The sequence below is a fragment of the Bosea beijingensis genome, from assembly GCF_030758975.1.
Lineage (GTDB): Bacteria > Pseudomonadota > Alphaproteobacteria > Rhizobiales > Beijerinckiaceae > Allobosea > Allobosea beijingensis.
This window is the reverse complement of the sequence record NZ_CP132359.1, coordinates 4,258,424-4,284,055: the sequence shown is the minus strand read 5'-3', so window position 1 is coordinate 4,284,055 and position 25,632 is coordinate 4,258,424. Positions and strand designations below refer to the sequence as shown.

The 25,632-nt window shown below is 65.8% G+C and carries 24 protein-coding genes; 19 read left to right on the top strand and 5 right to left on the bottom strand.

The window, feature by feature from the left end; all coding sequences use genetic code 11:
* Positions 1-109: 109 nt before the first annotated feature.
* Both Q9235_RS20315 and Q9235_RS20310 read left to right on the top strand, forming a co-directional pair.
* Positions 110-2,251 (top strand): TRAP transporter permease, encoded by a 2,142-nt coding sequence (locus tag Q9235_RS20315; protein ID WP_306223625.1) that lies wholly within the window; start codon positions 110-112, stop codon positions 2,249-2,251.
* A complete protein-coding gene (locus Q9235_RS20310) occupies positions 2,248-2,613 on the top strand; it encodes a DUF1850 domain-containing protein (RefSeq protein ID WP_306223624.1) in 366 nt (121 codons plus the stop codon). Before Q9235_RS20315 ends, Q9235_RS20310 begins: the two co-directional genes overlap by 4 nt.
* A gap of 18 nt (positions 2,614-2,631) precedes the next feature.
* Here the strand turns inward: Q9235_RS20310 and Q9235_RS20305 are convergent, their stop codons facing one another.
* Positions 2,632-2,871, bottom strand: coding sequence for a hypothetical protein (locus tag Q9235_RS20305; protein WP_306223623.1), 240 nt, complete (start codon positions 2,869-2,871; stop codon positions 2,632-2,634).
* Between the two features lie 133 nt (positions 2,872-3,004).
* Between Q9235_RS20305 and Q9235_RS20300 the strand changes: the two genes are divergently transcribed.
* The 6 genes from Q9235_RS20300 to Q9235_RS20275 are packed head-to-tail and all read left to right on the top strand — an operon-like array spanning position 3,005 to position 8,296.
* On the top strand, positions 3,005-4,600 hold the full coding sequence (locus Q9235_RS20300) for a gamma-glutamyltransferase family protein (protein ID WP_306223622.1): 1,596 nt from the start codon (positions 3,005-3,007) through the stop codon (positions 4,598-4,600).
* 6 nt (positions 4,601-4,606) lie between these two features.
* Positions 4,607-5,803, top strand: a complete 1,197-nt coding sequence (locus Q9235_RS20295; RefSeq protein WP_306223621.1) for an amidase — start codon at positions 4,607-4,609, stop codon at positions 5,801-5,803.
* A 12-nt stretch (positions 5,804-5,815) separates the two neighbouring features.
* Complete coding sequence (nthA, locus tag Q9235_RS20290) at positions 5,816-6,439, top strand: nitrile hydratase subunit alpha (RefSeq protein ID WP_306223620.1); 624 nt, start codon at positions 5,816-5,818, stop codon at positions 6,437-6,439.
* Complete coding sequence (nthB, locus tag Q9235_RS20285; protein WP_306223619.1) at positions 6,436-7,095, top strand: nitrile hydratase subunit beta; 660 nt, start codon at positions 6,436-6,438, stop codon at positions 7,093-7,095. The genes nthA and nthB overlap by 4 nt, the downstream gene beginning before the upstream one ends.
* Positions 7,082-7,465 carry a nitrile hydratase accessory protein gene (locus Q9235_RS20280; RefSeq protein ID WP_306223618.1) on the top strand — a complete coding sequence of 128 codons (384 nt, stop codon included), beginning with the start codon at positions 7,082-7,084 and terminating at the stop codon, positions 7,463-7,465. Before nthB ends, Q9235_RS20280 begins: the two co-directional genes overlap by 14 nt.
* Before the next feature lie 33 nt (positions 7,466-7,498).
* Complete coding sequence (locus Q9235_RS20275) at positions 7,499-8,296, top strand: hypothetical protein (protein ID WP_306223616.1); 798 nt, start codon at positions 7,499-7,501, stop codon at positions 8,294-8,296.
* A gap of 24 nt (positions 8,297-8,320) precedes the next feature.
* Here the strand turns inward: Q9235_RS20275 and Q9235_RS20270 are convergent, their stop codons facing one another.
* Together Q9235_RS20270 and Q9235_RS20265 are read right to left on the bottom strand one after the other, a co-directional pair.
* Complete coding sequence (locus tag Q9235_RS20270; protein WP_306223615.1) at positions 8,321-9,343, bottom strand: nickel/cobalt transporter; 1,023 nt, start codon at positions 9,341-9,343, stop codon at positions 8,321-8,323.
* Positions 9,334-9,978 carry a DUF1007 family protein gene (locus Q9235_RS20265; protein WP_306223614.1) on the bottom strand — a complete coding sequence of 215 codons (645 nt, stop codon included), beginning with the start codon at positions 9,976-9,978 and terminating at the stop codon, positions 9,334-9,336. Before Q9235_RS20265 ends, Q9235_RS20270 begins: the two co-directional genes overlap by 10 nt.
* A gap of 314 nt (positions 9,979-10,292) precedes the next feature.
* Here Q9235_RS20265 and Q9235_RS20260 point away from each other — a divergent pair, with 314 nt between their 5' ends.
* The 3 genes from Q9235_RS20260 to Q9235_RS20250 all read left to right on the top strand — a co-directional run bounded on the left by Q9235_RS20260 (position 10,293) and on the right by Q9235_RS20250 (position 14,873).
* Positions 10,293-13,835, top strand: coding sequence for an indolepyruvate ferredoxin oxidoreductase family protein (locus Q9235_RS20260; RefSeq protein ID WP_306223613.1), 3,543 nt, complete (start codon positions 10,293-10,295; stop codon positions 13,833-13,835).
* A 90-nt stretch (positions 13,836-13,925) separates the two neighbouring features.
* The gene (locus tag Q9235_RS20255) at positions 13,926-14,600 is read left to right on the top strand and encodes a Crp/Fnr family transcriptional regulator (protein ID WP_306223612.1); all 675 of its coding nucleotides are present in this window, start codon (positions 13,926-13,928) and stop codon (positions 14,598-14,600) included.
* A 78-nt stretch (positions 14,601-14,678) separates the two neighbouring features.
* A complete protein-coding gene (locus Q9235_RS20250) occupies positions 14,679-14,873 on the top strand; it encodes a hypothetical protein (RefSeq protein WP_306223611.1) in 195 nt (64 codons plus the stop codon).
* Between the two features lie 99 nt (positions 14,874-14,972).
* Here the strand turns inward: Q9235_RS20250 and Q9235_RS20245 are convergent, their stop codons facing one another.
* Complete coding sequence (locus tag Q9235_RS20245; protein WP_306223610.1) at positions 14,973-15,365, bottom strand: VOC family protein; 393 nt, start codon at positions 15,363-15,365, stop codon at positions 14,973-14,975.
* A 270-nt stretch (positions 15,366-15,635) separates the two neighbouring features.
* Between Q9235_RS20245 and Q9235_RS20240 the strand changes: the two genes are divergently transcribed.
* The 8 genes from Q9235_RS20240 (at position 15,636) to Q9235_RS20205 (ending at position 24,953) form a co-directional block, all read left to right on the top strand.
* Positions 15,636-17,618, top strand: coding sequence for an AMP-dependent synthetase/ligase (locus tag Q9235_RS20240; protein ID WP_422678388.1), 1,983 nt, complete (start codon positions 15,636-15,638; stop codon positions 17,616-17,618).
* Positions 17,615-18,430, top strand: coding sequence for an ABC transporter ATP-binding protein (locus Q9235_RS20235; RefSeq protein WP_306223608.1), 816 nt, complete (start codon positions 17,615-17,617; stop codon positions 18,428-18,430). Before Q9235_RS20240 ends, Q9235_RS20235 begins: the two co-directional genes overlap by 4 nt.
* A 172-nt stretch (positions 18,431-18,602) precedes the next feature.
* Positions 18,603-19,517 (top strand): branched-chain amino acid ABC transporter permease, encoded by a 915-nt coding sequence (locus Q9235_RS20230; RefSeq protein ID WP_306228373.1) that lies wholly within the window; start codon positions 18,603-18,605, stop codon positions 19,515-19,517.
* 13 nt (positions 19,518-19,530) lie between these two features.
* Positions 19,531-20,610 (top strand): branched-chain amino acid ABC transporter permease, encoded by a 1,080-nt coding sequence (locus tag Q9235_RS20225; RefSeq protein ID WP_306223607.1) that lies wholly within the window; start codon positions 19,531-19,533, stop codon positions 20,608-20,610.
* A gap of 124 nt (positions 20,611-20,734) precedes the next feature.
* Positions 20,735-22,063 carry an ABC transporter substrate-binding protein gene (locus Q9235_RS20220; RefSeq protein WP_306223606.1) on the top strand — a complete coding sequence of 443 codons (1,329 nt, stop codon included), beginning with the start codon at positions 20,735-20,737 and terminating at the stop codon, positions 22,061-22,063.
* A gap of 68 nt (positions 22,064-22,131) precedes the next feature.
* Positions 22,132-22,977 carry an ABC transporter ATP-binding protein gene (locus tag Q9235_RS20215; RefSeq protein ID WP_306223605.1) on the top strand — a complete coding sequence of 282 codons (846 nt, stop codon included), beginning with the start codon at positions 22,132-22,134 and terminating at the stop codon, positions 22,975-22,977.
* A gap of 25 nt (positions 22,978-23,002) precedes the next feature.
* On the top strand, positions 23,003-23,683 hold the full coding sequence (locus Q9235_RS20210) for a zinc metallopeptidase (RefSeq protein ID WP_306223604.1): 681 nt from the start codon (positions 23,003-23,005) through the stop codon (positions 23,681-23,683).
* 37 nt (positions 23,684-23,720) lie between these two features.
* Entirely contained in the window at positions 23,721-24,953 is a 1,233-nt protein-coding gene (locus tag Q9235_RS20205; protein ID WP_306223603.1) for a phenylacetate--CoA ligase family protein, read from the top strand.
* Between the two features lie 15 nt (positions 24,954-24,968).
* Here the strand turns inward: Q9235_RS20205 and ung are convergent, their stop codons facing one another.
* Positions 24,969-25,619, bottom strand: coding sequence for a uracil-DNA glycosylase (ung, locus tag Q9235_RS20200; RefSeq protein WP_306223602.1), 651 nt, complete (start codon positions 25,617-25,619; stop codon positions 24,969-24,971).
* Between the last annotated feature and the right edge of the window lie 13 nt (positions 25,620-25,632).

The window sequence follows — 25,632 nt, the reverse complement described above, 5'->3', positions numbered from 1 at the left end:
CGCGCGACGAGAAGGCGCCCCTTTCTGAAGATGATCCCGCATCTGCACCGCAGCACTGACGTGCCGCGGCGCGTGCGGGGTGACATATGACACCGGCAGGACCTGGACGATGACCACCACCGCCGAGACCGACCAGTTGGAAACCCTCTCCGGCGCCAAGCCGGGCGAGGTCGAGCATGCCGATCTCGACAATTTCGAGCATGGCTTCCCGCCCGGTTTCGGCCCCGGTGCCTGGGGCGTGTTCGCCTATGGGCTGGCGCTCGCCTTCGCCGGTTTCCAGATCGCGGTCTCCGCCTGGAACTTCCTGCCGAGCCAGGCGGCACGCGGCGTCCATGTCGGCTTCCTGCTGCTGCTGTCCTTCGGCCTCATCGCCAATTTCCGGGCGAAGGATACGCCCGGCCGCCTGCTCGGCTGGGCGCTCGGCATCCTCGGCTTCGGCATCGGCCTCTATCAGTGGATCTTCTACGCCGACCTGATCCTGCGCGACGGTGATCCCTCGACACTCGACCTCGTGGTCGGCACTTTGCTGATCGTGCTGATCTTCGAGGCGGCGCGCCGGTTGATGGGCAACGCCCTGCCGATCATGTGCGGCGTCTGCCTGCTCTACTGGTTCTTCGGCCAGTATCTGCCATCGCCCTTCAACCATCGCGGCTATGGCTTCGACCAGATCATCGGCCATCTCTCCTTCGGCACCGAGGGCTTCTACGGCACGCCGATCTACGTCTCCGCGACCTATATCTTCCTGTTCATCGTATTCGGCTCCTTCCTCGAGAAGGCCGGGATGATCCATCTCTTCAACGACGTCTCGCTCGGCATCTTCGGCGGCGCGCGCGGCGGGCCGGCCAAGGTCGCCGTGGTCTCGTCGGGCATGATGGGCATGATTTCCGGCTCCGGCGTCGCCAATGTCGTCACCGTCGGCCAGTTCACCATTCCGCTGATGATCAAGTTCGGCTACCGGCGCGCCTTCGCCGCCGGTGTCGAGGCCACGGCCTCGATGGGCGGCCAGATCATGCCACCGGTGATGGGTGCCGTCGCCTTCATCATGGCCGAGACGCTCGGTGTGCCCTATGCCGAGATCGTCAAGGCGGCCGCAATCCCCGCCGTGCTCTACTTCGCCTCGGCCTTCTGGATGGTGCATCTGGAGGCCGGCAAATACGGCCTGAGGGGCATCGAGCGCTCCATGCTGCCGAGCCCGCTGAAGGCCCTGCGCGAGCGCTGGTATCTGGCCCTGCCGCTCGCCGTGCTGGTCTTCATGCTGTTCCACGGCTTCACGCCCCTCTTCGCAGGCACGATGGGCCTGGCACTGACGGTCGGCCTCCTGCTGGGCGCCGGCATTACCGCCGGTTTCAGCACGCAGACCCTGCGGATCATCTTCTGGGTCGGGCTCGGGCTGATCGCCGCCGCGCTCTTCCGCGACGGCATGGATATCCGCATCGTCGCGGGGCTGATCGCAGTCCTGATCCTCGCCAATGCCTTCACGCTGGGTGGCCGCACGACGCTGGCGATCAGCCGCGACGCGCTGGCCGACAGCGCCAAGACGGCGCTGCCGGTCGGCATCGCCTGCGCCATCGTCGGCACCATCATCGGCCTGATGACGCAGACCGGCATCGGCACCACCTTCGGCGCCTGGATCATCGGGCTAGGCCAGCACAGCCTGTTCCTGGCCCTGATCCTGACGATGATCCTGTCGATCCTGCTCGGCACGGGCATTCCGACGATCCCGACCTACATCATCGTCGCCGCACTCGCAGCACCAGCGCTGGAAAAGCTCGGCGTGCCGCTGATCGTCAGCCACATGTTCGCCTTCTACTACGGCATCATGGCTGATCTTTCGCCGCCGGTGGCGCTGGCCGCCCTCGCCGCGGCCCCGATCGCCAAGGAAAACCCCGACAAGATCGGCTGGGAGGCGATGCGCGTCGCGCTGGCCGGCTACGTCATACCCTTCATCGCGGTCTATTCGCCGGCGCTGATGCTGCAGTCCGGCGATCCCATGGCCAATGTCATCGGCTTCTGGCCGGCCGTTGTCTACGCCACCTTCAAGGCGACAATCGCCATCGGCCTCTTCGGCATGGTCGCGATCGGCTATCTCTTCGGCCGCCTCACGGTGATCGAGCGCGTGCTCTGCTTCGGCGCGGCCGTGCTGCTCTTCGGCGAATTCGCCTACAGCGACCCGCTCGGCTACGTGCTGGCCACAGCGATCGTCGGGCGGCACTGGCTGGCCGCACGCAAGGCCGAGACCGCGCCCGCATGAGCCTGTGCCTCGCGGCCGGTGCGCTCGTGGTAGTGCTCGGCCGCGGCGAGATCACGCTGGGCTGGCGCCATTCGGTGCAGAAGACGCTGTGGGAAGAGGTCTGGCGCGAGACGCCCGCCGGCCTCGAAATCGTCGAGGCGCGGATCGAAGGCTCGGGCGCCGGGATGGACCCACCCGATGGGGCGAAGCTCGTCGACGGCTTCTGGCGCTGGCACCCGGCCTTGCCGCCGCTGAGGGAAGTCGTGATGCGCCGCTCGGGTGCGACGGCCGACTGGCGCATCTGCGCGGCGTCGGGCTGCCGCCCGATGGGCGACTACCTGCCGGCGGATGCCGATCCGGTCACGTTGAAGATCTGCGACTGACGGGAGAGGCCGAAGGCCTCAATCGACCTCGGTCAGATGCTCGATCTTGAGCATGCGGCGCATCAGGTTGACGAGGCCGTAGCCGGCGAAGACCGAGAAGATCGCCATCATGATGTATTCGAAGATGGTGCCGAGCTCGAACAGGCCGGCCAATGCCCAGCCGGCCGCCAGCGCCACGCCGAAGAGTTCGACGGCGATCAGAATCCCGAACGAGGTGACCATGATCAGGTTGCGCCAGTTGGTGTGCCGTCCGGCCATGCTGTCCTTCCTTCATGCGCGGGCCGCCTTGCGCGGCCATGCGCCTCACGCACCTAGCGGAGCTTGCCGCCCCATGCAACAAATTCGCGCCCTTCGCGCAGATGGGCATGACCTCCGCGCTTGAAAAGTCCTGATGCTGGATACGCCTGTCTTCGCTTCCGCCGCCGTGGCGGCCCCTCATCGTCTCGCCTCCGAGGCGGGCCGAGCCATTCTGGCCGAAGGTGGCAATGCGATCGAGGCCGTCGTCGCGATGGCTGCGACGCTCGCCGTTGTCTACCCGCATCTCAACGGCATCGGCGGCGATGGCTTCTGGCTGGTGCATGAGCCTGGCGGCCGCCTGCACGGCATCGAGGCCTGCGGCCCGGCCGGCACGTTTGCCACGATCGAGCGCTATCGCGGCAAGGACTACGACTTTCTGCCTTCGCGCGGGCCGGAGGCGGCGCTGACCGTCGCGGGCGTTGTCGCGGGCTGGCAGCTCGCGCTTGAGCTTTCACGCTCGCTTGGCGGGCGCGTGCCGCTGCGCGAATTGCTGCTGGATGCGATCAGCCATTGCCGCGAAGGCTACGCGGTCTCGGATTCCGAGCTCGGCAACAAGCCCGACGAGCTGGAGGCGCTGAAGGCCGCGCCCGGCTTTCTCTCGGGCTTCTGGGTCGATGGCGCCCCGCCGAAGCCCGGCGCCCGCCGCAAGCCGGAGACGCTCGGCGCCACCCTGCAGCAGCTCGCCGATGCCGGGCTCTCGGATTTCTATCGCGGCGATGTCGGCCGCGAGATCGCCGCCGATCTCGAACGCATCGGCGCGCCCGTCACGCGCACCGACCTCGAACGCTATGATGCGCGATCCGTCACGCCGTTGAAGCTGAAGCTGCACCGCCTCAGCGTGGCCAATCTGCCGCCGCCGACGCAAGGCCTTGCTTCGCTGCTGATCCTCGGCATCGTCGAACGGCTGGACGAGGCACGGCTCGACAGTTTCGAACAGCATCACGGCCTGATCGAGGCGTCGAAGCGCGCCTTCATTATCCGCGACCGCTATATCGCCGACCCGAGCCATCTCTCCCACCCGCCGGCCGACTTCCTGAGCGATGCCGCGCTGATGCGCGAAGTCGCAGCGATCGATGCGAAGCGGGCCGCGAAGCTGCCGCTGCGCGACGGCGATGACGATGGCGGCGCGGTCTGGATGGGCGCGATCGATGGAAAGGGCCTCGCCGTCTCCTATGTCCAGTCGAACGGCCGGGCTTACGGCTCCGGCTGCGTGCTGCCGACGACCGGCATCCTCTGGCAGAGCCGCGACGCCTCCTTCTCGCTGGACAGGGATGCCACCAATCCGCTCGCACCCGGCCGCAAGCCCTTTCATAGCCTGAACCCGGCCCTGGCCAGCTTCGACGACGGGCGCGTCCTGCCTTATGGCGCGACCGGCGGCGACGGTCAGCCGCAGGTCCAGGCGCAGATCCTGTCGCGTTACCGCGCCGGCCAAAGCCTCGCCACGGCCCTCGACGCGCCGCGCTGGCTCCTCGGCAAAGGCCGGGACACCGGTTCGGCCAGCCTCAAGGTCGAGAACCGCTTCGACCCGTCGCTGCTTGAGCGACTCGATAGCGCAGGTCATCCGATCGCGGAAAGCGGCCGCGCCTATTGCGAAGGCTTCGGCCATGCCGGCATGCTGGTGAAGCACGCGAAGGGGCAGGTCGAGGCCGCGCATGACCCGCGTTCCGACGGCGATTCCAGGGGGATTTGACGCCAGATGACTTTCGACGATCCGTTCCGCTGCTTCGTTCCCTATCCCGATGCGCCCGTGAAGCACGCCGTCGCCGGCCCGCTTGCCGGCCTGACGCTGGCGGTCAAGGACCTCTTCGACATCAAGGGCTATCCGACCGGTGCGGGCTCGCCGCTGGTACTCGCGCAGTCCGGCATCAAGACCAAGACCGCGCCGATCGTGAAGGACCTGCTCCAGGCCGGCGCCCGCTTCGTCGGCAAGACCCATACCGATGAGCTCGCCTTCTCGCTCAACGGCCAGAACGCCCATTTCGGCTCGCCGATCAATCCGGCCGCGCCCGATCGCATCACCGGCGGCTCGTCCTGCGGCTCGATGGCCGCGGTGGCCGGGCGCCTCGCCGATATCGCGCTCGGCTCCGACACGGGCGGCTCTGTCCGCGCTCCCGCAAGCTATGGCGGCCTCTTCGGCATCCGGCCGAGCCATGGCCGGCTTTCGCTGAAGCGCGCCTGGCCATTGGCGGAAAGCCTCGACACGCCCGGCTGGTTCGCCCGCGACGGCGACATCTTCGCCCGCGTCGCCAATGCCCTCTTCGGCCCGGACAAGACCGAACTGCCGGAAGCCCCACGCCTCCTGATGGCTGACGACATGTTCGCCCAGGCCGTACCCGAGGCCGAGACCATCCTGCGCAATGTCGTGCAGCGCACGATTCCCGCGCTCGGCCAGCCCGAGGGCGTCAAGCTCGTCCGCGATCTCGACGCGCTTTATTGGGCCTTCCGCTGGATCCAGGGCCGCGAAGCCTGGCTGTCCGATGGCCCGATGATCGAGCGCTTCAATCCGCCGCTCGGGCCGGGCGTGAAGGAGCGCTTCGCCTTCTCGAAGGCCGTGACCGACACCGAATACGCCAAGGGCGAATCCACCAGGAAATCCTTCCGCACCAGGCTCTCGCGCCTGCTCGGGCAGGACGGCGTGCTGATCCTGCCGACCATGCCGGACGTCGCCCCGCTCATCGCCGCGAAGGAATCGGAGCTGGAGGATTTCCGCAACCGGGCGCTGCGCCTGCTCTGCCTTGCAGGGCTCTCCGGCTTCCCACAGGTCACGATCCCCGTGGCGCAGCGCGAGGGCGCCCCGCTCGGCCTGTCGTTGATCGGTCCGAAGGGCTCCGACCGCTCGCTCGTCGCCTTCGCGGTGCGCTACGAGCGCGCCGCCCGCATCCGGATCGCCTGAGAGGAGACCGCCATGAGCGGACATCACCACCACGATCACGACCATGACAACCACTTCACCGCCATCGAGGCGCGTGTGAAGGCGCTGGAAACGCTGATGGTCGAGAAGGGCTATGTCGACCCGGCCGCGCTGGACGCGATCATCGACACCTACGAGACGAAGATCGGCCCGCGCGACGGCGCCCGCATCGTCGCAAAAGCCTGGACCGACCCGGCCTTTGCCGAGCGCCTGAAGGTGGACGGCACCGCGGCCGTCGGCGAGCTCGGCTATGGCGGGCGCGGCGGCGAGCATATCGTCGCCTGCTTCAACACGCCCGAGCAGCACAACCTGATCGTCTGCACGCTCTGCTCCTGCTATCCGTGGCCGGTGCTGGGGCTGCCGCCGGTCTGGTACAAATCCCCGCCCTACCGCGCCAAGGCGGTGATCGACCCGCGCGGCACCATCGCCGATTTCGGCGTGACGCTGCCGGAGAGCCAGCGCGTCCGCGTCTGGGATTCGACCGCCGAGACCCGCTTCATCGTCATCCCGATGCGGCCCGCCGGCACCGAGGGCTGGAGCGAGGAGAAGCTCGCCAGCATCGTCTCGCGCGATTCGATGATCGGCACCGGCCTGCCCCGCGTGGAGGACGCGGCATGAACAGCGCCCACGACCTCGGCGGCCAGATGGGTTTCGGCCCGGTCGTTCCCGAGCCGAACGAGCCGGTCTTCCATGGTGACTGGGAGAAGCGCGTGCTCGCGATCAACGTCGCGGCTGGGGCGATGGGCGCCTGGAGCATCGACGAGATCCGCCACGCCCGCGAGAGCCTGCCGCCGGCACAATACCTCTCCTCGACCTATTACGAGATCTGGCTCGCCGCGCTCGACAAGGTGCTGGTCAAGCACGGCTTCCTGAGCGCGGACGAACTCGCCAGCGGCAAGCCCTCAGCCCAGCGCCGCGAGCCGAAGCGCGTGCTCAAGGGCGAAGAGGTCGCAGGCGTCCTGCGTCGCGGTTTCCCCTATGAACGCAAGGCCGAGGCCCCGGCCCGCTTCGCCATCGGCGACAAGGTCCGCACCATCGTGATGCACCCGCATCATCACACCCGCTTGCCGCGCTATGCCCGCGGCAAGACCGGCGTGATCGAGCGCATCATCGGCTGCCATGTCTTCCCGGATACCGGCGCGCAGGGACAGTCCGAAACGGCGCAATGGCTCTACACAGTCGTGTTCGACGGCCGCGAGCTCTGGGGCCGCGACGCCGATCCGACCTCCACCGTCAGCATCGAGGCCTGGGAGAGCTATCTTGAGCCGGCCTGAGACCGATCTGGCGGCAACGCTCGCCGCGAATACGCCGATCCCGCGCGATGCAGAAGGCCCGATCTTCGCCGAACCCTGGCAGGCGCAGGCCTTCGCGCTGGTCGTCGAGCTCCAGAACAAGGGCGTCTTCACCGCCGACGAATGGGCACAGGCGCTCGGCGCCGAAATCCGCGAGGCTCTGGCCGACGGCGGCTGCCGCGACGGTTCGGATTATTACGAGCGCTGGTGCGAGGCGCTGGAGCACCTGCTGATCGCGAAGGGACTGACCTCGCATGATGGCGTCGACGCGCTCGCCGCCTCCTGGACCCGCGCTGCCGAAGCGACGCCGCATGGCAAGCCGATCCTGCTGGAGAACGATCCGCTGCGGTAAATTGCAGTAAGACAAAATAAAAAGGGGGAATTAATGAAATTAAGCCGCATTCAAATTCAAGAAATTGGCTTGAAAATACTTGCAAACTCGCAAGGTGGGATCAGATGGGTCGAGATTCTGACAGCTATAAAGCAGCAAAATCCTGAGACACCTCATAATTCGATACAGGGCGCAGTTCATCACATGCTTGTAAATAATCCCGACATTATAAAGGTGGCAAGAGGAACTTATCAGCTATCTGTAAAGAATGACGCGGAGTCTCAAGTCGCTATACAGGCCGAAAAAGTCGAATCTGAGAAGATTGTATCTATAGTAGATTCAGAGAATAAATTAGTGAATTTGATCGAGTCAGATTTTTACCTATCATTCGCAGAATGGCTAAAAGATACCGCCGAAGAAGTCAGTGAAGCCGTAGTTGTTGGAGGCAATATTCTAAAAGGAAAATGGGGAACACCCGATGTTATTGGAATATTGAAGCCAGATTTTTCCTATTTCTTGAAATTTGAACCTCAGATAATCACTGCAGAAATAAAGATTGATCCTAGTCAACCTGTGGTTGCTTTTGGTCAAGCTATAGCATATAGATTGTTTTCCCATAAAAGTTACATCGTCATGCCCGAAACGATAGGCGAGGATGATTTAAGTAGGCTGAAGGCACTCTGCTCGATACATGGGGTAGGATTGGTTATATATAAATTGGACAAAGACAATCCAGGATATCGCACAGTAATAACTCCCGCCCTCGCATCGCCAGACATGTTTTATGCAAACCAAGCAATGACCCGCCTTCACACGGCCGATCCAACCGCGTTCAAACGCCTATTCGGCTAGGCAGCTATAGGTCGGGATTGGCTGCTAACTCCCCGCCCCGCCCATCCAAAGTCCGGTGAACAGCGCCGCGCCGAGCACGGCGACGAAGGCAGCGGCGAGAAGCTCAAGCCCGGCGATCAGGCGGGCCGAGCGCAGGCTACCGCCCCCGGCAAATTTCAGCGCCGCGAACTTGAAGAACACCGCGAAGGCGGCCAGCACCCCGGTGGTGATCGCCGTGCCCAGCGCCATGGCGAAGGTCGCGGCGATACCGGCCCAGAACAGCCCTTGCGCATTGGCGAAGACGAGGATGATAAGCGCGCCCGCACAGGGTCGCGCACCGGCCGCAACGATGACTCCGGCCATGTCCCGCCAGCCGGCAAGTCGCGAGACCTGCTCGGCATCAGGCATATGGACATGGTCGCAGGCCGCCGGATCATGCGCCCCGCCCGATTCCAGCCGGACCAGCGCGCCCCCCTTGCGCCAGAGCATCAGCAGCCCGACCAGCGCGACCAGCAGGAAGCTGCCCTGCTCGATCACGGTCGTCGCGGCGTTCATCTGCATCGCGGTCACCCGCAGCAGCAGCGTCGCCACCGTCACGATCGCGATGGCGACCACGGCCTGCAGGAGCGCCGCGGCGAAACTCAAGCCCAGGCCACGCTTCAGGCTGCGATTATCGGCGACGATATAACCGGAGATCACCGCCTTGCCGTGGCCAGGCCCCGCCGCATGGAAGACACCATAGCCGAAGGAGAGCCCGAGCAGCCCCCAGAGCGCGCCCGGCGCGGTCGCAATCGCTTTCAGCGTCGCCGTCAGCTCGCGATAGAAGCTCGATTGCCAGGCGACCAGCACCGCACCGAACCCGGTCGTCGACGGCATCGCTTCGCGCGGCAGCGCGGTGCCGAAAGGGTTGCGCGGCGGGGGCGGAGGCGGCGGGCTGACGCTCGCGATCAGCAGGGCGATCAGCGCAACCATGCCCCCGACCAGCAGCAGCGCCAGCGCGCAGGCGATCAGGCGTCGCGACAGCGTGGCTCCGGCAGGGCGCGCTGTAGCGGTCGCAGTCACGGACATGCCACCAGCGCCCGCGTCACGATCTCGAGCCCGCTGACATCGGGCGTCGCGGTGATGTCGGCTTCGGCGAGGCGCTTCTGCGTGGCGTCGTCGAGCTTGGGCGGGCGGTTGACCCGCACCACGCAGCCCTGCGGCGCGTCCTTGGTCACGACGGCGTCGGGCGCGTCGACGATGCTGAAGGCGACGAAATAGGTGGGGTCGCCGATCTCGATGCCGAAGGAGCGCGCCTTCGCCGGGGTCTTCAAAGGCAGCGTGAAGACCAGCGTCAGCACCTTGTTGTCGAAGGACATGACCTGCTCGCCCGGCGTGCCGAATTCCTGCTTGCGCCCGTTGAGCTTGGCGGCAGTGAAGAACTCGACATCGGGCAGCGATTCGACATTGATCTTGGCGAGCTCAGCCAGTTCGTCCGAGCTCAGCTTGCCGTCGCCGTTCTTGTCGAGGCCTTGGGTGATATAGGCCGAATAGGCCTCATCGAAACTCCAATGATGCCGGATCGCCTGGACCGAACCGTCGGCCGCGAAGACGATCTCGGCCTTGGCGTTGACGAAGACATGCGGATGCGCAGCCGCCGGCCCAGCCACGGTGGCCGCCAGCAGGAGCCCGAAAAAGGCCGTAAGATGCGCGCGTCGCGTCAAAAGCGAACCTCCGTGATCCCGGCAGCCTTGCGTGGATCATGGTTAAGCGATCGTCAACGGGCGCTTCGTCACGCCTGATCGTTGCGACAGCCATCCCCGCCAAACAGGGCCAAATCGCGGCGCCTCCCGCACGGCGCGCATCGGCCGCGCCCGTAAAACTCTGGACCCGGCCTCGAAAACTGGAATGATACCAGATCAATTGACCGCCTCCGGACGATATGTCAGCATCACTGACATATTTGCCGCGGAGACGGCGAAGCATGAGGCCGGGACCACCGGCCCGTCGGCGGGAACGACGATCCGGGAGGCCGAACATGGCCGAGACACCACGGAAATCCGACACCGAGGCGGGAGCGCTGCGGAACGTCGCGCTCGACGACAAATACGATCTCGACAAGCGCGAGGTCTTCCTCACCGGCACGCAGGCCGTCGCCCGCATGCTGCTGATGCAGCGCGAGCGCGACCGGCAGGCTGGGCTCGACACGGCCGGCTTCGTCTCCGGTTATCGCGGCTCGCCGCTCGGCGGGCTCGACCAGCAGTTGATGCGGGCGTCCAAGCCCCTCAAGGCCGCGAACATCGTCTTCCAGCCGGGGCTCAACGAGGACCTCGCCGCGACCGCGATCTGGGGCACGCAGCAGGCGGGCTTGAGCGGCGAAGGCAAGCACGATGGCGTTTTCGCGCTCTGGTACGGCAAGGGGCCGGGCGTCGACCGCTCCGGCGACGTCTTCCGCCACGGCAACATGGCCGGCACCGACCCGAAGGGCGGCGTCATCTGCCTGATGGGCGACGACCACACTGCGGAATCCTCGACCAACGCCCACCAGACCGAATTTGTTCTGGTCGACCGGATGATGCCGATCCTCAACCCGGCCGGCGTGCAGGAGATCATCGATTACGGGCTGCACGGCATCGCGCTCTCGCGCTTCGCCTCGGTCTGGGTCGGCATCAAATGCGTCAAGGACAATATCGAATCGACGGCCTCGATCGATGGCTCGCTCAACCGCGTCAACATCGTCATGCCGACCGATTACACCCCGCCGCCCGGCGGCCTCGCCATCCGCCGCGAGCTCGATTTCGTCGAGCAGGAACGCCGGATGCATCTCTACAAGCGCGAGGCGATGCTGGCCTATCTGCGCGCCAACAGGCTGAACCGCATCGTCACGCAGGGCGGCAAGTCGCCCCGCATCGGCATCGCCACCGTCGGCAAATCCTATCTCGACGTACAGCAGGCCCTAGTCGATCTCGGCATCGACGAGGTCCGCGCCAATGATCTGGGCATCCGCCTGTTCAAGCTCGCCTGCCCCTGGCCGATCGACCCGGCCGAGCTGAAGGCCTTCGCCGAGGGGCTCGACCTCATCATGGTGGTCGAGGAGAAGCGCTCGCTGATCGAGGTCCAGGTCCGCGAGGAGCTGTACGGCGCCAAGCACCAGCCGATGGTGATCGGCAAGAAGGACGAGAACGGCGACTGGCTCTTCCCGGTCCATGGCGCGCTCGATCCCAACGATATCGCGATCGCATTGGGCGGCCGCCTGCTGCAATACCGCGACGATCCCGCCCTGCGCGCCCGGCTGGAGGAAATCGCTGCGGCGCAGGGCCGCCTCGCCGAGGCGCAGGAAATCGCGAAACGCACGCCCTATTTCTGCTCGGGCTGCCCGCATAACTCCTCGACCGTCGTGCCCGAGGGTTCGCGCGCCTATGCCGGCATCGGCTGCCACTACATGGTTCAGTGGATGGACCGCGACACGGCGGGCTTCACCCAGATGGGCGGCGAGGGCGCGAACTGGGTCGGCGAGGCGCCATTCTCGAAGCGCGGCCATGTCTTCCAGAATCTCGGCGACGGCACCTATACCCATTCCGGCTCGCTCGCGATCCGCTGGGCCGTCGCCTCGGGCGTCACCCTCACCTACAAGCTGCTCTACAACGACGCCGTCGCCATGACCGGCGGCCAGCAGGCCGAAGGCCATCTCTCGCCCGACCAGATGGCAAGGCAGGTCGCAGCCGAGGGCGTCGCCCGCATCGCCGTGGTCAGCGACGACCCCGGCAAATATCCGCCGGGTACGCAATGGCCGGCCGGCACCACGCTCCACCACCGCGACGAGCTCGACACCGTCCAGCGCGAGCTCGCCGGAACCTCCGGCGTCTCGCTCCTGCTCTATGACCAGACCTGCGCCACCGAGAAGCGCCGCCGCCGCAAGCGCGGAGCCTACCCCGACCCCGACAAGCGCGTGATCGTCAACGAGCTGGTCTGCGAGGGCTGCGGCGATTGCGGCGTGCAGTCGAACTGCGTCTCGGTGCAGCCGCTGGAAACCGAATTCGGCCGCAAGCGGCAGATCGACCAGTCGAACTGCAACAAGGATTTTTCCTGCGTGAAGGGCTTCTGCCCGTCCTTCGTCACGGTCCACGGTGCCAGGCCGAAGAAGGCCGATCCGCTCCGGCTCGATGCCGCCGCACTCGGAGAGAATGAACTGCCCGAACCGATTGTGCCAGCGCTCGACCGCAGCTTCGCAGTCATCGTCACCGGCGTCGGCGGTACCGGCGTCGTCACCATCGGCGCGATCCTCGGCATGGCCGCACATCTCGAGGGCAAGGGCTGCGGCATGATCGACATGGCCGGCCTCGCCCAGAAGGGCGGCGCGGTCTTCAGCCATGTGAAACTCGCGCCACATCCGGACGACATCCACGCCATCCGCGTCACGGCTGGACAGGCCGATCTCGTGCTCGGCTGCGACCTCACCGTCACCGGCTCGAAGAAGGTGCTGGGCGCCATCCGCCCCGAGCGCGGCACCGTCATCGTCAACACGGCCGAGAGCCTGCCGGGCGATTTCACCCGCAATGCCGATTTCTCCCTGCCGACCGAGCGCCTGAAGCGCGCGATCCTCTCGGCCGCCGGCCGCGAACAGACGCATTTCATCGATGCGACCGCGGCTGCGGTAGCCTTCCTCGGCAATGCCATCGCCGCCAACATGTTCATGCTCGGCCATGCCTGGCAGCTCGGCGCTGTCCCGCTTTCGCGCGAGGCGCTGGTCAAGGCGATCGAACTCAATGGCGAGGCCGTCGCCATGAACAAGCAAGCCTTCGAGCTCGGCCGCCGCGCCGCACATGACCCCGAAGCGCTTGCCGGTCTCCTCTCGCAAAGCAAGGCCGCGACGCCCGCCCGCCAGCTCTCGCAGACGCTTGAGGAGATCATCGAGCGCCGCGTCGCCTTCCTCACGGCCTATCAGAACGCGGCCTATGCGGCGCGGTATCGCCATCTCGTCGCGCGCGCCCAGACGCGGGAGGCTGCGGTGATGCCGGGCCAGACAGCCCTCAGCGAGGCCGTCGCCCGCAACCTCTTCAAGCTGATGGCCTACAAGGACGAATACGAGGTCGCCCGGCTCTACAGTGACGGCGCCTTCCGCAAGCAGGTCGCCGCGACCTTCGAGGCCGAGGGCAGCGAGGGCAAGCCGCTGCTCTACGAGTTCCACCTCGCCCCGCCGCTGCTGGCCCGGCGCGATCCGAACACGGGCTTGCCGCGCAAGATGAGCTTCGGCCCCTGGATGATGGGCGCCTTCTCTATGCTCGCGAAGCTCAAGGGCCTGCGCGGCACCGCCTTCGACCTCTTCGGTTACACCGAGGAGCGCCGCACGGAGCGCCGGCTGATCGCGGATTACGAGGCGCTACTGAACGAGCTGCTGACCAGGCTCACGCCGGACAACCACGCGCTCGGCGTGGCGCTGGCCGCGATGCCCGAAAAGATCCGCGGCTTCGGCCATGTCAAGGAACGGCATCTCAAGGCGGCGAAGGCGGAAGAAGCGACGCTGCTGGCTCAATTGCGCGATGGGCCGGCTTCGGCCGCGCTGCCGCAGGCTGCGGAATGAGACACGGGGCGTTCGGCGCCTTTGGTTCAACTTGAGTCTGTTCGCCGTCGCACGCCATATTGAGCCGACGTTTGGCTTCAAGGACTGCTTGTGATCACCCCTGAGGAACTGCGCGCCATCGCCTCCTGGTCCCGTGACCTGTCCGAGGCGGAATTCGAGGAGGCGCGACGCGGCATCTCCTTCAAGAGCTACGGCAAGGGTGCCTCGATCTGCCATGTCGGCGACCGGCTCGAGGCATGGACCGGCGTGGCCGAGGGGCTGGTCAAGATGGCGACGACCTCGAAGACCGGGAAATCCGCGACCCTCGCCGGCCTGCGCGCCGGCGCCTGGTTCGGAGAAGGCACCGTGATCAAGGCCGAGGCGCGCCGCTACGAGCTGGTGGCGCTGCGCGAGTCCCGGATCGCCCTGATGCGGCGCTCGACCTTCCTGTGGCTGTTCGAGCATTCGGCGGCCTTCAACCGCTTCCTCGTCCACCAGTTCAACGAGCGCCTCGCCCAGTTCATCTCGCTGGCCGAGACCGAGCGCACGCTGGATTCAACGGGCCGCCTCGCGCGCAATCTCGCCTGGCTGTTCAACCCGATCCTCTATCCCGATCTCGGCCGCACACTGGCGATCTCGCAGGAGGAGCTCGGCATGCTCGCCGGCATTTCCCGCCAGATGGCGAACCAGGGCCTGGCGAAGCTCGCCGATCTCGGCCTGATCGAGCTCGGCCATGGCAGCGTCACCATCCGTGACCTCGACAGGCTCGCCCGCTACGAAGGTTGAAAATTGCTGCAGGGCACCAAATCGCGTCTCGCGCGTTCCTTCTCCCGAACAGCCCGGGCTGAGAAAGGAACCGCCGCCATGTTTGGCCTCCTCGACCTCATGACGAAACGGGTCACCGACCAGATCGTCGAATATGCCGCCGCGCAGTCCGACATCGCCCGCCGTCTCTGGGGAAACTGGATCGATCCGTTCCAGGCCTGCAAGCCGGTTAGGATTGGGACAGAGAGACATCCGCACGGCGGGATTCCTCGCGAAATCTCGCACCGTCGCTGAATTCGAGCGCTTCATCCGCGCTACGGATCGCCCGTCGTCCCCCGGGAATGGCGGGCGTTCTCGTTCGGCAGTGATAGCAGCGCCTGACGTCCGAAGTGACTACACCGGCGCGTTGAACACCGCCTCGATCGCATGGCCGTCGGGATCGATCACGAAGGCCGCGTAGTAATGCGGCCCGTAATGCGCGCGCAGACCTGGCGCGCCATTGTCGCGCCCGCCCTGTCGAAGCGCCGCTTCATGGAACCGGTCGACCGCCATCCGATCCGGCGCGGCGAAGGCGAGATGGAAGCCCGCCCCCGGTGGCCTCTGCCCGTCCGGCCGGTGCTTCAGCGCGAGCTTGTCGCCTCCTCCGGGCACACCGTACCCGACCGCCTGCCCAGCCTCACCAGGGCGCAGATCCTGCCAGACATAGCCGAGCGGCGCCAGCACCGCGTCGTAGAAGGCACAGGCACGCTCGATATCGGCAACGCCGAAAGACAGATGATGAAGCATGAGTCGGTCCGCCACCGTCGCAGGCACGGTTCCGCCCGCCGATTCAATCTATCGAATTCGTGAGGAAAATCAGGGCCGAAGCAAAAAGCCACGCAACACATCCGCGTGAAAAGCAAACTTCGGCGGGACAATAGTCACCAAAAGGCGAATTGTCTGTCAAGCGGGTCCTTGCAAGGATGATGGCCGCCTGCAAGTCTTGCATGAGAACGAGGCCGGAAACCGGCCCGCGGAAGTCGCCACGACGCATGGCGGCTCGATAGGGAGAACGCAATCGTGGCAAGCGGCACCGCCGGCCAGGCGGATACCTTTCCGAAATTGCTGTTGCGCAACGCGAAGGAGCGCGCCTCGCGCGTCGCCTTCCGCCACAAGGATCTCGGCATCTGGCAGTCCTGGAACTGGGCCGAGGTCGCGGAACACGTCCGCAATTTCGCCAAGGGCCTGCACGACCTCGGCCTGAAGCGCGGCGAGAAGGTCGCAATCATCGGCCAGAACCGGCCGCGTCTCTACTGGTCGATGTGCGCCGCGCAATGGATCGGCGCGATTCCCGTCCCGGTCTATGCCGATGGCGTCGCCGAGGAGATGGCCTATGTCCTCGACCATGCCGAGGCGGTCTTCGCCGTGGTTCAGGACCAGGAGCAGGTCGACAAGCTGCTCTCGATCGCCGATCGCCTGCCGCATCTCCGGCATATGCTCTATGACGAACCCCGCGGCTTGCGCGACTACGACCACAGCAAGCTCCACGCCATCGAGACGGTGATCGCGGATGGCGCCAAGGCACTGAAGGACCCGCAGGCGCAGGCCGCGCTCACCCGCGAAATGGAGGAGGGCCAGGGCTCCGATCTCGGCATCATCCTCTACACCTCCGGCACCACCGGGCGGCCCAAGGGCGTGATGCTCAGCCATTACAACGTGCTGATCGCCGCCGAGATCGGCTGCGGCTTCGACGGGCTGAACGAAACCGACGAGGTCATCGCCTATCTGCCGATCGCCTGGGTCGGCGACCACGTCTTCTCCTATGCGCAGGCGATGCTGGCCGGCTTCTGCGTCAACTGCCCCGAAAGCCCGGACACGGTGATCGACGACCGCCGCGAGGTCGGCACCACCTACGCCTTCGCCCCGCCGCGCGTCTTCGAGAACATGCTGACCGTGACCATGGTCCGCATGGAGGATGCCGGCGCCCTGAAGCGGAAGATGTTCCACTACTTTCTCGACGTCGCGAAGCGCTATGGCGAGCAGATCCTGAACGGCGAGAGCGTGCCGCTGAAGGGCCGCCTGCTCTACAAGCTCGGCGACTGGCTGGTCTACGGCCCCCTGCGCAACCGCTTCGGCCTGACCAATATCAAGGTCGGCTATACGGCGGGCGAGGCGATCGGCCCCGAGCTCTTCCGCTTCTACCGCTCGATCGGCGTCAACCTGAAGCAGCTCTACGGCCAGACCGAGGCCGGCGTCTACATCACCATGCAGCCGAACGGCGAGATCAAGGCCGACACGGTCGGCAAGCCCGCGCCGATGGTCGAGATCCGCATCGACGACAATGGCGAGGTGCTCTACCGCTCGCCCTCGATCTTCGGCGGCTACTACAAGGACCCCGACAAGACCGCCGAGACGATGACAGAAGACGGCTATGTCCGCTCCGGCGATGCCGGCTTCTTCGACGATGGCGGCCATCTCAAGATTATTGACCGCGCCAAGGATGTCGGCAAGCTCGCGAGCGGCGACCTGTTCCCGCCGAAATACATCGAGAACAAGCTGAAATTCTATCCGAACATCAAGGAGGCCGTCGCCTTCGGCCAGGGCCGCGACCACGCGACCGTGGCGCTCAATATCGACCTCATCGCCGTCGGCAACTGGGCCGAGCGCAACAACGTGGTCTATGCCTCCTATCAGGAGCTCGCCGGCCACGACCTCGTCTATGACATGATCGCCAGACATGTCGACGAGGTGAACCGCTCGCTCGCCTCCGAGCCGATGATGGGCGGCGCGCAGATCAAGCGCTTCCTGATCCTGCACAAGGAGCTCGACGCCGACGACGGCGAGTTGACCCGCACCCAGAAGGTCCGCCGCGGCTTCATCGCGGAGCGCTACGCCCCGCTGGTCACCGCGCTCTATGACGGTTCGGACGCCGCCGACATCTCGACCGAAGTCACCTTCGAGGACGGGCGCAAGGGCGTGATCGCGGCCCGCGTCAAGGTGCGCGACGCCAAGATCTACCCGACCGGACAGGAGGCGCCGTCCTCGGCGAAGGCGGCATGAACGCGGAACCGATCAACGTGACCGGCACCCCCATCCGCGCCAAGGGCGAGGTCCTGCTCTCGGTCGAAAACATCTCGCTGCGCTTCGGCGGCGTGAAGGCGATCACCGATGTCTCCTTCGACATCCGCAAGGGCGAGATCCGCGCCATCATCGGCCCGAACGGCGCCGGCAAGACCTCGATGCTGAACTGCATCAACGGCTTCTACCAGCCGCAGGAAGGCCAGATCGTCTTCAAGGGCGAGCGCCGCGCCAAGATGCGCCCGCACCGCGCCGCTGCCGGGGGCATCGCCCGCACCTTCCAAAACGTCGCGCTGTTCAAGGGCATGTCGACGCTCGACAACATCATGACCGGCCGCACGCTCAAGATGAAGAAGGGCTTTTTCTGGCAGGCCCTGCGCCATGGCCCCGCAATGCAGGAGGAGATCGCGCATCGCCGCGTCGTCGAGGACATCATCGACTTCCTGCAGATCGAGCACATCCGCAAATTGCCGGTCGGCAAACTCCCTTATGGCCTGCAGAAGCGCGTCGAGCTCGGCCGTGCGCTCGCCATGGAGCCGGAGCTCCTCCTGCTCGACGAGCCGATGGCCGGCATGAACCTCGAGGAGAAGGAGGACATGTGCCGCTTCATCCTCGACGTGAACAACCAGTTCGGCACCACCATTGCGTTGATCGAGCACGACATGGGGGTCGTCATGGACCTGTCCGACCGCGTCGTCGTGCTCGAATACGGCCGCAAGATCGCTGACGGCACGCCTGACGAAGTCAAGGCGAACCAGAAGGTCATCGACGCCTATCTCGGCGTGGCGCATTGAGGAGCGTGGAGACATGAGCGACATCGCCACCCGCCCCGCAGGCGTCAATTTCGGCAGCTTCCGTGTCCGGGCCGCGCTGATCCTCGGCGCCATCCTGCTCGCCGGCATCATCGGCATCCGCTTCGATTCCTCAAACACGCTCTACGCGATCTTCGTCGATCCGTTCCAGCAGATGGTCCAGGCACCGGACCTGCTGGTCCAGACCGTCTGGGAAGGGCTCGTCTCCGGCGTGCTCTACGCCCTGATCGCCCTCGGTTTCGTGCTGATCTTCAAGGCCTCCGGCGTCTTCAACTTCGCCCAGGGCATCATGGTGGTGTTCGCGGCGCTGACGCTGGTCGGTCTCTACGAGAAGGGCGTTCCGGCCTTCCTTGCGGTCATCCTGACGCTCGGCGTGATGTTCGCGCTCGCCGTCACCATCGAGCGCGTGGTGCTGCGCCCGCTGGTCAACCAGCCCGACATCATCCTGTTCATGGCGACCTTCGGCATCACCTATTTCCTGATCGGCTTCGGCGAATCGCTCTTCGGCGGCAATCCCAAGCAGATGATTGCCGAGCAACTTTATCTGCCGAAAGGCGCGGTCGATCTGCAGATCCTCGGCGGGCTGGTCTCGTTGCAGAAGATCGACATCGCCGCAGCCGTCATCGCCTCGCTGATGATCGCCGCGCTCGCCGTCTTCTTCCAGTACACCCGCATCGGCCGCGCGCTCCGCGCGGTCGCCGACAGCCACAAGGCGGCGCTCTCGGTCGGCATCTCGCTCAACCAGATCTGGGTCATCGTCTGGTTCACCGCCGGCATCGTCGCGCTGATCACCGGCATCATGTGGGGCGCCCGCTCGGACGTCTCCTTCGCGCTGGAAATCGTGGCGCTGAAGGCCCTGCCGGTGCTGATCCTCGGCGGCTTCACCTCGATCCCCGGCGCCATCGTCGGCGGCCTGATCATCGGCATCGGCGAGAAGCTCGGCGAGTTCTACTGGGGCCCGCTGATCGGCGGCGGCATCGAGAGCTGGCTCGCCTATTTCATCGCCCTTGGCTTCCTGCTGTTCCGGCCGCAGGGCCTGTTCGGCGACAAGATCATCGAACGCATCTGAGGAGCCGGACGACATGCTCTACCGCGAGGCCGGCCAATACAAATCCAGCTACGCCAGCGACATGGCGGTCTTCCCCCTCAAGGAGGACCGGATCGGCATCGCCGTCATCCTGGCGATCGCCCTGGTCGCGATCCCCTTCCTGGGCAGCGATTTCTTCATCGCCTCGGTGATGATCCCCTTCCTGGTCTTCTCGCTGGCGGCGATCGGGCTCAACATCCTCACCGGCTATACCGGGCTGATCTCGCTCGGCACCGCTGCCTTCATGGGTGTCGGCGCCTATAGCTGCTACAAGCTCACCACGCTCTTCCCGGGCGTGAACATCATCGTCCTGATCCTTGTCTCGGGGTTGTTCTCGGCAGGCATCGGCGTGCTCTTCGGCCTGCCCTCTTTGCGTATCAAGGGCTTCTACCTCGCCGTCGCGACGCTCGCCGCGCAGTTCTTCCTGCAATGGGCCTTCGTGCGCGTGCCCTGGCTGTTCAACTACAATGCCTCGGGCGCGATCGAGGTGCCGCAGCGCACGCTCTTCAACATCCCCCTGACGGGTGCCGCCGCGACGCCGGAGACACGCTATTTCGTCTGCCTCGGCCTCGTCGTCGTGCTGACCTGGTTCGCCTCCAACATCGTCCACGGCAAGCTCGGCCGCTCCTGGATGGCGGTGCGCGACATGGACATCGCCGCCGAGCTGATGGGCATCAAGCTGCTCAACGCCAAGCTCGCCGCCTTCGCCGTCTCCTCCTATTTCTGCGGCGTCGCCGGCGCGATGATGATCTTCCTCTGGTACGGCGGCGGCGAGGCGGCGGACGTGTTCTCGATCCGCCTCTCCTTCAACATCCTGTTCATGGTCATCATCGGCGGCCTCGGTTCCCTGATCGGCTCCTTCTTCGGCGCGGCCTTCCTCTCGATCCTGCCGACCGCGCTGAAATTCGGCCTGCCGGCGCTAGGCATCCCGATCCAGGGCGCAGCCGCCGAGCATGTGACCTTCATGCTGGTCGGCGCGCTGATCATCACCTTCCTGATCGTCGAGCCACACGGGCTCGCCAGGCTCTGGCAGATCGGGAAGCAGAAATTGCGCACATGGCCTTTCCCTTATTGAATCGGCCTTTCCCGTATTGAGGCTGCGGGAAAGGCCCAAGAAACGACCGGCGACAGTGAAGCGCCGGCGGATAAAGACCGATCCGACAGCAGTCTGGTCGGGAGGAAACGAACGGAGGAAGTCCATGAAGACCAGCAATCTGTTGAAGGGTGCAGCGCTCGGAGCCCTGTTCGCCGCCGGCGCGCTTGCCCCGGCGATGGCGCAGGACAGCGTCTATTTCGCCAACAACGCCTATCGCACCGGCCCGTTCTCGGGCTCGGGCATCCCGATCGGCGACGGCATGCGCGACTACATCACGATGATCAACGAGCGCGACGGCGGCGTGAACGGCGTCAAGGTCGTCTACGAGGAATGCGAGACCGGCTACGACACCAAGAAGTCGATCGAGTGCTACGAGCAGGCCAAGTCGAAGAACACCATCGTCTATTCGCCCTGGTCGACCGGCGCGACGCTGGCCGCGATCCCGCGCGCCCATGTCGACAAGATCCCGATCCTGTCGATGGCCTACGGCCTGTCCTCCTCGGCGGACGGCACGAACTTCCCCTGGGTCTTCATCCCGCCCTTCACCTATTGGGACGGCGCCTCCGTCATGGTCCGGCACATGGCGGCCGAGCTCGGTGGCATGGACAAGCTCAAGGGCAAGAAGCTCGGCCTGATCCATCTCGACGCGCCTTTCGGCAAGGAGCCGATCCCGGTTCTCGAGAACCTCGCCAAGAAATACGGCTTCGAGCTGAAGCTCTATCCGGTGGCCGCAGCCGACATGCAGAACCAGGGTTCGCTCTGGCTCTCGATCCGCCGCGACCGGCCGGACTACCTCTACAACCAGGGCTGGGGCGCGATGAACCCGACCGCGGTCAAGGAAGCGGCCAAGAACAACTTCCCGATGAACAAGTTCGTCGGCGTCTGGTGGGCCGGCGGTGACGACGACGCCCGTGCCGGCGGCGATCAGGCCAAGGGCTACAAGTCGCTGAGCTGGACCTTGAGCGGCACCGAGGCGCCCGCGATGCAGGACATCGTCAAGTTCGTGGTCGACAAGGGCAAGAGCACGACGCCGAAGGAGAAGGTCGGCGAGGCCCTCTACAACCGCGGCGTCTACAACGCGATGCTCGTCGTCGAAGGCATCCGCAACGCGCAGAAGCTTACCGGCAAGAAGGTGATCAATTCCGAGGACATGCGCCGTGGCCTCGAATCGCTCAACCTGACCGAGGCTCGCCTCAAGGAGATCGGCCTCGGCGGTTTCGTCACGCCGACCACGATCTCCTGCACCGACCATTCCGGCCACAGCAAGATGTTCGTCTCCGAGTGGGACGGCGCCAAGTGGACCAAGAAGGGCGACTGGGTCGAGCCCCTGAAGGACGAGGTCCGGCCGCTGATCGAGTCCAACGCCAAGGACTATGTCGAGAAGGCCGGCAATTGGCCCAAGCGCACCGAGCCCTGCGAAAAGTCGTCCTGATCTGACGGCAGCCGGCGGCGGTCCCCGCCGCCGGCACCCCATCGCTACCGATTGCCCGGGAGAGGCCGATGTCGACCGCGACCCTCGAAAAGCAGGCCGCCGCGACCGCGAGCGACACCATCCTGTCGCTCAACAATATCGAGGTCATCTACGACCATGTCGTGCTGGTGTTGAAGGGCGTCTCGCTCACCGTGCCGCGCGCCGGCATCGTCGCGATCCTCGGTGCCAACGGCGCCGGCAAGACCACGACGCTGAAGGCGATCTCCAACCTGCTCAAGGCCGAGCGCGGCGAGGTCACCAAGGGCTCGATCGTCTTCGACGGCGAGCGCGTCGACAAGATGTCTCCGAACGAACTGGTCCGGCGCGGCTGCATCCAGGTCATGGAAGGCCGGCACTGTTTCGGTCATCTCTCGATCGAGGAAAACCTGCTGACCGGCGCCTTCACCCGTCGCGACGGCAATGCCGCGATCAAGCGCGACCTCGAGAAGATCTACACCCTGTTCCCGCGCCTGAAGCAGCGGCGGACCTCGCAGGCCGGCTACACCTCCGGCGGCGAGCAGCAGATGTGCGCCATCGGCCGCGCCATGATGTCGAACCCCAAGATGATCCTGCTCGACGAGCCCTCGATGGGCCTCGCCCCGCAGATCGTCGAGGAGATCTTCGAGATCGTCCGCCAGCTCAATGCCGACGAGGGGGTCTCCTTCCTCGTCGCCGAGCAGAACACCAACATGGCGTTGCGCTACGCGACCTATGGCTACATCATGGAAACCGGCCGCGTCGTCATGGACGGCGAGGCGAAGATGCTGCGCGAGAACGAGGACGTGAAGGAATTCTACCTCGGCGTCGCCGAGGGCAACAAGAAGTCCTTCCGCGAGGTGAAGAGCTACAAGCGCCGCAAGCGCTGGCTGTCCTGAGACGGCTCCCGGAGCGATCGGCTCGATGCTCTATGTCGTGGCAGCCCTGCTCGTGCTCCTGCTGGTCTTCGGACCGCAGGCCTGGGTCCGCAGCGAGATGAACCGGCATGCGGTGGCGCGCGCCGATCTGCCCGGGACCGGCGGCGAACTGGCACGCCACCTGCTCGACCGCTTCCAGCTCGGAGCCGTGACTGTCGAGACGACCGAGGGCGGCGACCATTACGACCCGCAGGCGCGCGCAGTCAGGCTGTCGCGCGACAACCATGACGGCCGCTCGATCACGGCCGTTGCAGTTGCCGCGCATGAGGTCGGCCACGCCATCCAGCACGCTCAGGGCAGCAGCCTGCTCGCCGCCCGCAGCATGCTGGCCCGCACTCTCTTCATCGTCGACAAGGTGGCGATGGCCGTGATGATCACCGCCCCCCTCGTCGCGGTGGTGACGCATGTGCCGGCGGTCGGCCTGATGCAGGTCGGGCTGGCGATCGCCCTGCTCGGCATTGGCCTCGTCGTGCATCTCGTCACCTTGCCGCTGGAGCTCGACGCCAGCTTCGGCAAGGCGCTGCCGATCCTCGCCGGCGACGGCTATCTCGACCAGCGCGATCTTCCGGCCGCGCGCGGCGTGCTGCGGGCAGCGGCCTTCACCTATGTCGCCGGCGCGCTGGTCGGCCTGCTCAATTTCCTGCGCATCCTGCGGATCATCCGCTGAAGGCGCCTTCCGAGATCAAGACCCTGGGACCCGACAGATGAACACACATCACGATGGTCTGGAGACCCGCCCGCCCGAAGCCCGCGAGGCCGATCTCTTCGCCCGCCTGCCGGCAGTGCTGGCCGCAGCCCTGAAGGCCCCGGCCTATGCCGAGCGGCTCGCCGGTATCGACCCCGCCGCGATCACCGATCGCAAAGCACTGGCCGGCCTGCCGATCCTGCGCAAGGCGGAATTGCCTGCGCTGCAAAAGGCATCCCTCCCCTTCGGCGGCTTCGTCACTGAGAAGCCCGGCTCCTTCGGCCGGCTCTTCACCTCGCCCGGCCCGATCTTCGAGCCGGAGGGCACCGCGACCGATAGCTGGGGCGCCGCGCGCGGCCTTTACGCCGCCGGCTTCCGGCCGGGCGACATCGTGCTGAACACGTTGAGCTATCACCTGACGCCGGGCGGCTTCATCATGGATTCGGCTGCCCGCGCGCTCGGCTGCGCCGTCATTCCGGCTGGCCCTGGCAATACCGAGCAGCAGATGGAGGTGATCTCGGCCTATCGGCCGAGCGCCTATGCCGGCACGCCCGATTTCCTGAAGATCCTGATCGAAGCGGCCGATGCGCGCGGCGTCGACATCTCCTCGATCAGGCGCGCGGTCGTCTCCGGCGCCGCCTTCCCGCCCTCGCTGCAGGCCTGGGTGAAAGAACGCGGCATCGATGCCTACCAGCTCTATGCCACCGCCGATGTCGGCGTCATCGCCTATGAGACCTCGGCGCGCGAGGGCATGGTGCTGAACGAGAACCTGATCGTCGAGATCGTTCGACCAGGCACCGGCGATCCGGTTCCCGAGGGCGAGGTCGGCGAAGTCGTCATCACCAATCTCGATCCGCATCATCCGCAGATCAGGCTCGCCGTCGGCGATCTCACCGCCATTCTCCCTGGCGTCAGCGCCTGCGGGCGCAGCAACACCCGGATCAAGGGCTGGATGGGCCGCGCCGACCAGACTGCCAAGATCAAGGGCATGTTTGTGCGGCCCGAGCAGGTCGCCGAGATCGCCAAGCGCCATGCCGAGATCGCGAAACTTCGCCTCGTCGTCGGCCGCGCCAACGAGACCGACACGATGACGCTGAAAGCCGAGATCTACGCCGAGCCCGCCGGCCTGATCGACGCGGTCTCCTCGACCTTGCAGCAGGTGACCAAGCTGAAGGGGGCGGTTGAAATCCTGCCGCTCGGCGCGTTGCCGAACGACGGCAAGGTCATCGCGGACGAGCGGCCGGTGGGATAAGCTCTTTCGCCGACCTCACCACGCGATCGTCTGCTCCCCCTGTCCCTTCAGCCAGGCATTGGCCCGGCTGAACGGCTTGGAGCCGAAGAAGCCCCGCCGCGCCGACAGCGGCGACGGATGGGCGCTCGCGATGACCAGATGCCGGCTCTCGTCGATCAGGGGCCGTTTCGCCTGCGCCGGCGCGCCCCAGAGCAGGAAGACGGCATGCGGCCGCTCGCGCGAGACCGCCCCAATCACAGCATCGGTCACCGCGCCCCAGCCGAGCGAGAGATGAGAGCCTGCCTTGCTCGCACCTTCCCGCACGGTCAGCGCGGTATTCAGCAGCAGCACGCCTTGCTTGGCCCAGCGCGTCAGGTCGCCATCGGCCGGCGCGGGCTCGCTGAGATCGGCAGCCCGCTCCTTGTAGATATTGACGAGCGAGCGCGGCAGCGGCGGCGGGCCGACATAGGAGAAGGCGAGCCCGTTGGCATGGCCCGGCGTCGGATAGGGATCCTGGCCCAGGATGACGGCACGGACCGTGTCGAGCGGCGTCAACGCCAGCGCTGCGAAAACACGTTCCGGCGCCGGCGCCACGACATGTCCGGCCATCCGCTCGGCATCGACGGCGGCACAGGCGCGCGCGGCGGCTCCGCCTGCGGCGAAAACCGGCAGCTCACGCCAGCCCATTGAAGTTTCGCTC

Coding starts and splice junctions, on each gene's coding strand:
- Q9235_RS20210 (WP_306223604.1), top strand. CDS start 23,003: ATGCTCTATGTCGTGGCAGCCCTGCTCGTGCTCCTGCTGGTCTTCGGA.
- Q9235_RS20315 (WP_306223625.1), top strand. CDS start 110: ATGACCACCACCGCCGAGACCGACCAGTTGGAAACCCTCTCCGGCGCC.
- ung (WP_306223602.1), bottom strand. CDS start 25,619: ATGGGCTGGCGTGAGCTGCCGGTTTTCGCCGCAGGCGGAGCCGCCGCG.
- Q9235_RS20310 (WP_306223624.1), top strand. CDS start 2,248: ATGAGCCTGTGCCTCGCGGCCGGTGCGCTCGTGGTAGTGCTCGGCCGC.
- nthB (WP_306223619.1), top strand. CDS start 6,436: ATGAACAGCGCCCACGACCTCGGCGGCCAGATGGGTTTCGGCCCGGTC.
- Q9235_RS20260 (WP_306223613.1), top strand. CDS start 10,293: ATGGCCGAGACACCACGGAAATCCGACACCGAGGCGGGAGCGCTGCGG.
- Q9235_RS20270 (WP_306223615.1), bottom strand. CDS start 9,343: ATGTCCGTGACTGCGACCGCTACAGCGCGCCCTGCCGGAGCCACGCTG.
- Q9235_RS20230 (WP_306228373.1), top strand. CDS start 18,603: ATGGTCCAGGCACCGGACCTGCTGGTCCAGACCGTCTGGGAAGGGCTC.
- Q9235_RS20245 (WP_306223610.1), bottom strand. CDS start 15,365: ATGCTTCATCATCTGTCTTTCGGCGTTGCCGATATCGAGCGTGCCTGT.
- nthA (WP_306223620.1), top strand. CDS start 5,816: ATGAGCGGACATCACCACCACGATCACGACCATGACAACCACTTCACC.
- Q9235_RS20205 (WP_306223603.1), top strand. CDS start 23,721: ATGAACACACATCACGATGGTCTGGAGACCCGCCCGCCCGAAGCCCGC.
- Q9235_RS20225 (WP_306223607.1), top strand. CDS start 19,531: ATGCTCTACCGCGAGGCCGGCCAATACAAATCCAGCTACGCCAGCGAC.
- Q9235_RS20215 (WP_306223605.1), top strand. CDS start 22,132: ATGTCGACCGCGACCCTCGAAAAGCAGGCCGCCGCGACCGCGAGCGAC.
- Q9235_RS20220 (WP_306223606.1), top strand. CDS start 20,735: ATGAAGACCAGCAATCTGTTGAAGGGTGCAGCGCTCGGAGCCCTGTTC.
- Q9235_RS20275 (WP_306223616.1), top strand. CDS start 7,499: ATGAAATTAAGCCGCATTCAAATTCAAGAAATTGGCTTGAAAATACTT.
- Q9235_RS20305 (WP_306223623.1), bottom strand. CDS start 2,871: ATGGCCGGACGGCACACCAACTGGCGCAACCTGATCATGGTCACCTCG.
- Q9235_RS20295 (WP_306223621.1), top strand. CDS start 4,607: ATGACTTTCGACGATCCGTTCCGCTGCTTCGTTCCCTATCCCGATGCG.
- Q9235_RS20250 (WP_306223611.1), top strand. CDS start 14,679: ATGTTTGGCCTCCTCGACCTCATGACGAAACGGGTCACCGACCAGATC.
- Q9235_RS20235 (WP_306223608.1), top strand. CDS start 17,615: ATGAACGCGGAACCGATCAACGTGACCGGCACCCCCATCCGCGCCAAG.
- Q9235_RS20300 (WP_306223622.1), top strand. CDS start 3,005: ATGCTGGATACGCCTGTCTTCGCTTCCGCCGCCGTGGCGGCCCCTCAT.